Consider the following 8,671-nt stretch of genomic DNA (forward strand, 5'->3'; position numbering starts at 1 on the left):
CTTATTTTATTCAAAAAGGCAAAACCTTAAAGGTCATTCAAAGGTATCTTAGTATAAGATATCGCTTATCTACGGACGAAAAGTTGCTGGAAAAGAGATTGCAAAATCTGGCTTCGAATTAAAAACCGTTCAAGACGGTTTTTTTATTTTTGATTTTCAAAAGGTAAACGTATTTTAGGGGACTTTTCAATCGCCCTTTTATTCTGATTGGAATTAACCACTTAAAGAAATAGCTATGAGTCAAGAAGGAAAAACCGCATATTCTCCGGAAGAGTTGAAGGAGTTTGAGGAAATCATTTTAAAAAAATTAAGTTCTGCCAAAGAAGAGTTGAATTCGCTTAAACAGACACTAAGCAAAAAGAATGATAGTGGAACGGACTTTACGGCCTCTACGGCAAAATTGTTGGAAGATGGTGCTGATACTTTGGAAAGAGAAAGCATGAGTCAGCTTGCTGCAAGACAGCAAAAATTTATCATCAACTTAGAAAATGCACTGATCAGGATCAAAAATGGTACTTATGGTGTATGTGTCGATACAGGGAAATTAATTGCCAAAGAAAGGTTAAGAGCAGTTCCCCATACCATGCATTCAATTGAGGCAAAATTGGCCAAAAAATAAGTTGGACTTTTTACATAAGCATATTGAGGCACTGATATTTTGTTCACCTTCTCCGTTGGGTATTGAAGAGATTCAAAAATGTCTGACGGAGATGTTTGAATCCGAGGTGGCTAAAGACCATATTCTTCAGGCTGTTGGATCATTGCAGGAAAAGTATGAAGGGGAAGATTATTCTTTTTCATTGAACCAATTGGGAGGTGGTTATCAGTTTTTGACCAAACCTGCTTATCAGGTCAGTGTTTCGATTTTACTTAAACATCAATCTCACAAAAGACTTTCCACTGCCCAATTGGAGACACTTTCTATTATTGCCTACAAGCAACCAGTGACCAAAACAGAAGTAGAACATATCCGGGGAGTCAGTTGTGATTATTCTATTCAGAAATTACTTGAAAAAGAACTTGTCCTCATCAAAGGAAAATCCGACAGTGTTGGGAGGCCCATTCTTTATGGGACAAGCGAAAAATTCATGGAATATTTTGGCATCAACAACCTGACAGACTTACCACAACCCAAGGACTTTACCGGAGAGCAAAATCAGATCGGGGAGGAGAAGGAGTAAGAAAGGATGAAGGTTGAAATGAGAGCCAAGAAGCAAGAGCCAAGAAGCAAGAAACGAGAACCGAGAAGTAATGCCTGTCTCGGGTATCGGGGAACCAAGATTTGAGAAGCGAGAGACGAGCTACATTGAAGCTTTCAAAAAATTAAGAAGTTAAAGAAATTAAAAATGCTTTTCCTTGTCATGTCGACGTTAGGAGACATCTATTGAAGGCATGAAAGACAGGTTGCGGGAAGTAGATCCAAGAACAAAAAAATTATAAACCCCACCCTTCAAACTTTCTTCACTTCCGCATGTGCCGAGATCAGGTATTTTTTTCCGGTTTTGACCTCTTGGCACAGAACACGGGTTCTTCTTGTGAGTTCTTTTTGAAACTGCCGTCCTTGAAGCTCGAAAACCTCGCCCGGTGTTATATCGGCCAATAGAGAAACATCAGGTTTCTTGTTCTCATCATGATGTTTGACAGCTTTGCTTAAAAAAAGATCTGCTCCTGAACTTGCTTTTGGATTGAGCATATGTCTTTTTAAGGGGATCAAGATATCTTTTGGAAATACAGACTCATTCAAAAGAGGGGATAAAAGTGCCCTAAATGTTAATTTCCATTCTGGACCATGAGGTTTGATGTTCAGGCCATATTTTTCAAAGGCTCTAAAATGCGCTACTTCGTGAATATAGGTAATTAAAAACTGAAAACGGTTCAGGTCGTGGTTGATGGTGATGGTTTGGATTTTTCTGTCCCGTCTATACCTAAAGTCCCCTAGTTTGGTCTGACGGGTTCGGGTGATGTAAAAATTGAAAGGGAATTCCTTCCATAATTCCCAACAATATTGGGCTGAATATTCCGGCACATGTTTTTTGAAAGCATCCAGAAATTTACCATCATGATTCATGCCTTCAATATAAGTGATTCCATAAAAAAAGTCCTACATTTCTGCAGGACTTTCTTTTAAAAATTGAGGGTTAATTAACCTTCAACAACTTCTTCAACTGCAGTTTCTACTTCTTCAGTTGTCTCTTCGATAACTTCTTCGGTAGCCTCTTCAGTCTCTTCGATAATTACTTCGATTTCTTCAGTAGTTTCTTCAGTAACCTCTTTGTTTCCGCAAGATGCAGAGAATAACATTCCCGTGATTGCGAACATTGCAAATGCTTTTTTCATGTTGATTTGTTTGTTTCTTTTTAATAAGCGTGCAAAGGTAATTCCGATTATTGCAATGTCAAGTTTTCTGTGAAAATTATTTATTTCTTTTTATAAGTGATTTTTATCGGAACCCCCTCAAAATCAAAATTTTCCCTAATTCGATTTTCAAGGAATCTCGAGTAAGGTGATTTGATGTATTGGGGAAGGTTGCAAAAGAAAGCAAATACCGGATTTTTGGTTGGAAGTTGGGTAATATATTTGATTTTAATATACTTTCCTTTTAATGCAGGAGGTGGATATTTCTCTATTTCCGGAAGGATGTATTCATTCAGTTTGGAAGTAGCCACCTTTCTGGTTTTGTTTTCATATACTTTCACAGCCAATTCAATGGCCTGGAAAATCCTTTGCTTTGTTTCAACAGAAGTGAAAATAATCGGGATCCATTTATTTTCCCCCAATTTTTCCACCATGTCCTTTTTGATTTTATCCAAGGTCTTGTGGTCCTTCTCTACAAGGTCCCATTTGTTGACCATCACCATGATTCCTTTGTTGTTTTTGATACCCAATGAAATCAGGTTGACATCTTGGGCTTCTAATCCTCTTGTTGCATCAATCATGATAATCAGGACATCTGACTCTTCCAAAGTTCTCAAAGAGCGCATGACGGAATAAAATTCAATGTCCTCTTTTACTTTGGCCTTTTTCCTGATACCGGCGGTATCTGTGATGATAAAATCCTGACCATATAATTTATATTTGGTATGGATAGCATCCCGGGTAGTGCCGGCTTCATTGGTTACAATAGACCTTTCTTTTCCAAGAAGTGCATTCAAGAAAGATGATTTTCCAACGTTTGGCCTTCCTAAGATTGCGATTTTTGGTATCCCCTCATCAGGGTCTTCTTCTCCCTCATCCGGGAAATGTTTGATCACCTCGTCCAACAAATCACCTGTACCGCTTCCACTGACAGCTGCAATAGGATAAACCTCATTTTCTCCCAAACCCAAGGCATAGAATTCAGCCGCTAACATGGATTTTTCCGGGCTGTCCGCCTTGTTGGCTACTATAAATATGGGTTTTTTAGAACCTCGCAGTTCGTTGGCGAAGTCCTTGTCCATATCTGTCAGGCCATCCAAACAGTCCACCACAAAGAGAATCACATTCGCTTCTTCAATGGCCAATTTTACCTGTTTTCGGATTTCGGCTTCGTACATATCATCCGAACCGATGACGTATCCACCTGTGTCAATGACCGAAAAAAACTTACCGCCCCACTGTCCATGACCATAATGCCTGTCCCGGGTAACGCCACTGACATTGTCCTCAATGGCTTTGCGCTCTTCCACTAATCTATTAAAGAAGGTTGATTTCCCAACATTGGGACGACCTACTACTGCTACTATATTTGCCATTCTGCTATGTTCTTATTGGTCGTAACCAAATTTCTTCAACTTGTTTTTATCTTTTCTCCAATCGTCTGCCACTTTGACGAAAGTTTCAAGGAAAATCTTTTTTCCAAAGAATTTCTCCATCTCCATACGGGCCTGAGTGCCGACTCTTTTCAAAGCTTTACCACCTTCACCGATGATAATTCCTTTTTGGCTTTCGCGCTCCACGTAGATAATGGCACGGATTCGAATGATTGTTTCTTCTTCATAAAAATCCTCAATAGCTACTTCAGTACTATAAGGTATTTCCTTTCTGTAATTCAGGAAGATTTTCTCACGGACGATTTCAGAAGCAAAGAAACGCTCCGGTCTGTCAGTAAGTTCCTCCTTGTCATAGAAGGGTTCGTGAATGGGAAGTCGGTCAAGGATTTCCTGAAGAATACGCTCAGTATTGAAGCTTTCGGTCGCAGAGATCGGGATTACCGTCTCTGATTTGATGCGTTGGGTCCAATAAGCGGTCACTTCATCCAATTGATTTTCTTTGGAAAGGTCAATTTTGTTGATTACTAAGAGCACAGGAACACCTGACTGGTTGATTTTTTCAATTACGTCTTCTATTTCTTCGTCAGTTTCGAATAGATCGGTTACGAAAAGAATCACATCTGCGTCCTCCAAGGACATGTTGACAAAACTCATCATGTTTTTGTGCAGCTCATATTTTGGTTTGAGCATTCCGGGAGTATCCGAAAAAACAATCTGGTAGTTGTCATCATTGATAATGCCCATAATCCGGTGACGGGTAGTCTGGGCCTTGGAAGAGATGATCGAAAGTCTTTCACCTATAAGCACATTCATCAGCGTGGACTTGCCTACGTTGGGTTTCCCGACGATATTGACAAATCCTGCTTTGTGTGTGTTTTCAGTCATGACTTATAATTTTTCACAAAGGTACTTGATTTTTTTGTTTGCTGTTAGGAGGTAAAGAAACAAACCAAATAAAGTTTGGAAAATAACACTGTTTATCTACTAAATTGATTTTTGACCATGAAAATCCTGAAAAATCTGCGGGATCTTTATGGTATTATTTTTAGAGTTTTAAGAAATCAACTCCTGAAATTTAAAAAAAATTATGACGGCAGGCTTTGCATTTCCGATTATAAGGCATACTTTTGTACCACTAAATCGCGGGATGGAGCAGTTGGTAGCTCGTCGGGCTCATAACCCGAAGGTCACTGGTTCGAGTCCAGTTCCCGCTACTTTTGAACTCTGGACAATGTTAAAATTGTTCGGAGTTCTTTTATTTACAGCCATTTAGAATACTTTTTAATTTAATAGAATTAATATCATCTGCCCCAACATGCTTCTTAAATTCATATATAAGCTTAAGCAATAGTTTAACTTTCTGTATTCTATCCATGGAAAGGGGTTTAAATTGGCAATAGTGATCTTGTGAAGCTTTTCTTCTATCTGCCTCTCTTTCTTTTCCAATTCTACTATAATCTCAAAGACATTCATTGTTTACAGATTAAACATTAATTTGTTAATATTATCAACATGCATAATTTCACACGCAAAGAATATTTTAAAAGATTTCCAGTCAATACAAGTCAATTTTGACAAAAAACTAAAGTTCTAAAGCACATTTATTGCAAATCCAACCAAAAACCGGCAAATTGTTTGATGAAATTTTTCACATCTAATTCAGGAAAATGAAAGCCAACGAATTACAAATCATCATAACAAATCTTCCAAGATGCATTTAGTAATCAAAAATCGAAAAGATTATTTTAAGCTTTTTCAAATAATATCAGAAGAGAGTCAAATTGAATTCGTTAATATTCATTTGTATTTACAGTTTCTAAATCCATCCGATATCTTAATGCTAACTGAATTTATTATTATTCAACTGCAAAGAGTTAAAAAGGTTGATTTAACTGTTCATAACCCCAATGTTAAAAAATACTTGGAAGCCATAGGCATTTTTGAATTCTGCACAAAGAATTATTCTGGATCAACAGAAATTAAAGAAATCTCAAGCTATACAGCAATGCCAATTCGGAGAGTAAATCAGGAAAATATGAATTATTATATTGACCAGACGCAAAAATATTTCCAAAGGTATTGCCATAACAAGGATTTAGGCGTTTTAAACATTGCTTTGTCAGAATTAATTAATAATGTATATGATCACTCAAAGTCTTTCGTTGACTCTTTAGTTTTTTCTCAATTTTATCCTGGTTCAAATGAAATTAAAATTGCTGTATCTGATTTAGGCTTAGGTATTCCAAAAACTGTAAATAAATATTTTAGTGAAAAGGGGAAAAATCAGGTTTCTCAAGAAGAAGGTATAAGGTGGGCTTTAAAAATTAATAAGACAACAGAATCAATGCCACATAATGCGGGTAGAGGATTAGATACAGTTGCTTCTTTTGTACAAGCGAACAAAGGGAGTTGGGAGTTACTTTCTGATCAAATTCGGATGCAGGGGAATAAAAAGGAAAACATTTTCACAAAAAATCCGATTGATTATTTTATAGGAACGGTTATTGAAATAACAATAAAAGTTACCAACTTAGAAGAACAAGAATTAATTAATGAAATTGATTGGGATTTTTAATTTAAATTTGTGGCCATGAAAATTAATTTATCAGATATCGTAACAGATACATACACAAATGCATCTGGATATTCATTTTATGTATATTTAAAAAGAGTAATTAGTAATAGAGATGTTGTTGAAGTTTCTTTTAAAGATACAACAGCGCCGTCTTCTTCATTTTTAAACTCTTCTTTTGGGGCTCTAATTGAAGATATTGGCTTAGAAAATTTCCTGAGCTTGGTTAAACCAAGAGAGTTAACACCAACTCAAGCACAAATGTTAAAGCATTATATTCAAGGGTTTAAATCAGATAGTACAAAACATTAAAATTTAGGGGGCATTAGCCCCCTTTTTTGTTTGATATTCTAATTTTTTGACTTCATTAATATTCGTTAGTTCTTAAAGCTTCAAAATTTTCTTATTTTGAATTTCAAGAAGACAAAGATCCTGAAGCCATCATTAAAAAAATCAAAGAAAACCATAAAGCTTCAGAAGAAGAATCTGGAACTGAGTTTGATCGATGAAAATGCCAAAACAGGATTGGATTTTGAAAAATTCATCGTCATGAAATTCAACAAGGATTTTTTTGCCATAATACAGTGGACAGGTGATAAGTATATCGAAGGCAGGTATGCTGAAACAACCTTGGATCCTGACTTACAGTTGGAATTGAAATTAGAAAATAAACGCTATCCTGTTGCTGTAAAACGTGCTCTTTATATTATTCCTGTTTCAGCTTTTAAAAACCAATTCAGTTTCTTTGAACAGGAGAAAGGGGAGTTGAGAAATTATCCAAAATTTGATTAATAAATGATAAATACAGTACACAAATACATCGATAGATATCCTGTTAAGGTTAGTGATACAGCCTTAATCTTAGGAACAATTCATCCGCATAGGGCTGAGAATTTTCTTGTTGATTTTTTCTATGGAAATAAAAATTCACTGTGGAACATTTTAAGTTTAGCTTTTCCAAATTTGAATTTTAGTTCATTTGAAATGATTCAGTTCACTCTTTCTAAAGCTGATGTCTGGATTTCAGATATGATTCGATCCTGTGACAGAGAAAGCGAAGGTGTAACTGAGGATAAATTGCTAAAAAACATAGAATTGAATACAGCTCAAATAGAAAATGGAATTAAGAATTCAAAGATTAATACAATTTTCTTTACCAGTGGGATGGGGAAAAATAATGCAGCTAGACTTTTTTGTCAGGCTTTTTCTATAAAACCTATCTTAAATCATAACAGGGAAATCGAAATTGATGAAATGATTTTTGGAAGGAAAATTAAAGGTGTTGTTTTGTTTTCTCCTTCTGGTCAATCTAATGTCGGCATCAAGAAGAATAAAATATTTATGGAAAATGAATATAAGTACAAAGATTTTAGAACTCCAGTAAATCAGTTTAAAATTGACACTTACAGAGAAGCATTTAAAAATCACTTTGGTGAATTATCTTCATTTTAATTTTAACTCAATCTTCCATAAGCTATGATATCGATGATTTTAAAGATACGATGGACTTGGAGAAAGCATGTTTTCAAAGAAGGTTTGATGCTGTACCGATCATTATTGATTACGAGATTATTTTCATTTACCCGTATTTAATTGCTCAATTTGTTCCAGCCCTGATTATAACTCTCCAGAATATTCTTCAAACTGCCAACTACAGACAACAGTTGAAAGAGTCTTCGTGAAGAAGGTTGACAAGAACATTTTCAACAGTAATAAAAAACGTCCTGATATTGTGGTTATGGGAAATTCCACATTTTCATTTACCGAGACAACTGATTTTGACCATAACATCGGATTGAGTTCGATAAGAAAGATTTTAATTATTGAATTAAAACGTGGTTGCTTTAAAATCGTGCGAGATGAAAGAAATCAAGCAGTTGGTTACATTGAAGATTTTTCAAATTATGGGACAATAATTGGTAATCCTTATATCAATGCTTTTGTTTTTGGAGAATCATTTAGCGAAAAGGTTTAGCCCTATCAAACTATTGAAAATGACAATAAAGTTGAAATCGGGAAGGTTAATATTTGTTTATTTTCTCAAATAGTTGACTCCACTGAAAAGAGACTGTTCAATCTCAGAGAGCGACTAAATGATAGATATTCAGACATTGCAGGCATTGACCTATTTCACCAACAAAAAAGACTTGCAATTTGCCCAGAGAAAAGAAACACGAACGTCTAAAATTTAGCCCAATAGAGAGAAGCCACTAGCAAAAAGCCCATATTGATGCATTGATCTATCAGGGCTTTTTGCTAGTGGCTGCCTGGCCTCCCGGAGGCGAGTTGACTGGAATTGTAGATTCCGATGATCTTGACCACCGATCCGGCTATCTTGACCACCCTTTGA

At 35.9% G+C, this 8,671-nt stretch carries 11 protein-coding genes and 1 tRNA gene; 8 read left to right on the forward strand and 4 right to left on the reverse strand.

The window, feature by feature from the left end; translation table 11 throughout:
• The first annotated feature begins 235 nt into the window (after positions 1-235).
• Together HMJ38_RS21130 and scpB are read left to right on the forward strand one after the other, a co-directional pair.
• On the forward strand, positions 236-619 hold the full coding sequence (locus HMJ38_RS21130; RefSeq protein WP_194976431.1) for a TraR/DksA family transcriptional regulator: 384 nt from the start codon (positions 236-238) through the stop codon (positions 617-619).
• Between the two features lies 1 nt (position 620).
• Positions 621-1,181: an SMC-Scp complex subunit ScpB gene (scpB, locus tag HMJ38_RS21135; RefSeq protein ID WP_194976432.1), complete on the forward strand. Its 561-nt coding sequence runs from the start codon at positions 621-623 to the stop codon at positions 1,179-1,181.
• Between the two features lie 269 nt (positions 1,182-1,450).
• Here scpB and HMJ38_RS21140 read toward each other — a convergent pair whose 3' ends face one another.
• The 4 genes from HMJ38_RS21140 to era all read right to left on the reverse strand — a co-directional run bounded on the left by HMJ38_RS21140 (position 1,451) and on the right by era (position 4,634).
• Positions 1,451-2,068, reverse strand: coding sequence for a SprT-like domain-containing protein (locus tag HMJ38_RS21140; protein ID WP_194976433.1), 618 nt, complete (start codon positions 2,066-2,068; stop codon positions 1,451-1,453).
• Between the two features lie 74 nt (positions 2,069-2,142).
• Positions 2,143-2,337: a hypothetical protein gene (locus tag HMJ38_RS21145; protein WP_194976434.1), complete on the reverse strand. Its 195-nt coding sequence runs from the start codon at positions 2,335-2,337 to the stop codon at positions 2,143-2,145.
• Between the two features lie 80 nt (positions 2,338-2,417).
• Positions 2,418-3,731, reverse strand: a complete 1,314-nt coding sequence (gene der / locus HMJ38_RS21150) for a ribosome biogenesis GTPase Der (protein ID WP_194976435.1) — start codon at positions 3,729-3,731, stop codon at positions 2,418-2,420.
• A 12-nt stretch (positions 3,732-3,743) separates the two neighbouring features.
• Positions 3,744-4,634 (reverse strand): GTPase Era, encoded by an 891-nt coding sequence (gene era / locus HMJ38_RS21155; RefSeq protein WP_194976436.1) that lies wholly within the window; start codon positions 4,632-4,634, stop codon positions 3,744-3,746.
• Positions 4,635-4,890: 256 nt separating this feature from the next.
• Here era and HMJ38_RS21160 point away from each other — a divergent pair.
• The 6 genes from HMJ38_RS21160 (at position 4,891) to HMJ38_RS21185 (ending at position 8,296) form a co-directional block, all read left to right on the forward strand.
• Positions 4,891-4,963: transfer RNA gene (locus tag HMJ38_RS21160), tRNA-Met, on the forward strand.
• 497 nt (positions 4,964-5,460) lie between these two features.
• Positions 5,461-6,324 carry a hypothetical protein gene (locus tag HMJ38_RS21165; RefSeq protein ID WP_194976437.1) on the forward strand — a complete coding sequence of 288 codons (864 nt, stop codon included), beginning with the start codon at positions 5,461-5,463 and terminating at the stop codon, positions 6,322-6,324.
• A 15-nt stretch (positions 6,325-6,339) separates the two neighbouring features.
• A complete protein-coding gene (locus HMJ38_RS21170) occupies positions 6,340-6,633 on the forward strand; it encodes an STAS-like domain-containing protein (RefSeq protein WP_194976438.1) in 294 nt (97 codons plus the stop codon).
• Positions 6,634-6,729: 96 nt separating this feature from the next.
• Positions 6,730-7,113 (forward strand): hypothetical protein, encoded by a 384-nt coding sequence (locus HMJ38_RS21175; protein ID WP_228780189.1) that lies wholly within the window; start codon positions 6,730-6,732, stop codon positions 7,111-7,113.
• A gap of 3 nt (positions 7,114-7,116) precedes the next feature.
• A complete protein-coding gene (locus tag HMJ38_RS21180; RefSeq protein ID WP_194976439.1) occupies positions 7,117-7,773 on the forward strand; it encodes a hypothetical protein in 657 nt (218 codons plus the stop codon).
• Positions 7,774-7,999: 226 nt separating this feature from the next.
• On the forward strand, positions 8,000-8,296 hold the full coding sequence (locus HMJ38_RS21185) for a hypothetical protein (RefSeq protein ID WP_228780190.1): 297 nt from the start codon (positions 8,000-8,002) through the stop codon (positions 8,294-8,296).
• The last annotated feature ends 375 nt before the right edge of the window (positions 8,297-8,671 follow it).

It is taken from the genome of Aquiflexum lacus (genome assembly GCF_015476655.1).
Taxonomy (GTDB): domain Bacteria; phylum Bacteroidota; class Bacteroidia; order Cytophagales; family Cyclobacteriaceae; genus Aquiflexum; species Aquiflexum lacus.

Coding starts and splice junctions, on each gene's coding strand:
- der (WP_194976435.1), bottom strand. CDS start 3,731: ATGGCAAATATAGTAGCAGTAGTAGGTCGTCCCAATGTTGGGAAATCA.
- HMJ38_RS21165 (WP_194976437.1), top strand. CDS start 5,461: ATGCATTTAGTAATCAAAAATCGAAAAGATTATTTTAAGCTTTTTCAA.
- HMJ38_RS21130 (WP_194976431.1), top strand. CDS start 236: ATGAGTCAAGAAGGAAAAACCGCATATTCTCCGGAAGAGTTGAAGGAG.
- HMJ38_RS21140 (WP_194976433.1), bottom strand. CDS start 2,068: ATGAATCATGATGGTAAATTTCTGGATGCTTTCAAAAAACATGTGCCG.
- HMJ38_RS21145 (WP_194976434.1), bottom strand. CDS start 2,337: ATGAAAAAAGCATTTGCAATGTTCGCAATCACGGGAATGTTATTCTCT.
- era (WP_194976436.1), bottom strand. CDS start 4,634: ATGACTGAAAACACACACAAAGCAGGATTTGTCAATATCGTCGGGAAA.
- HMJ38_RS21180 (WP_194976439.1), top strand. CDS start 7,117: ATGATAAATACAGTACACAAATACATCGATAGATATCCTGTTAAGGTT.
- HMJ38_RS21170 (WP_194976438.1), top strand. CDS start 6,340: ATGAAAATTAATTTATCAGATATCGTAACAGATACATACACAAATGCA.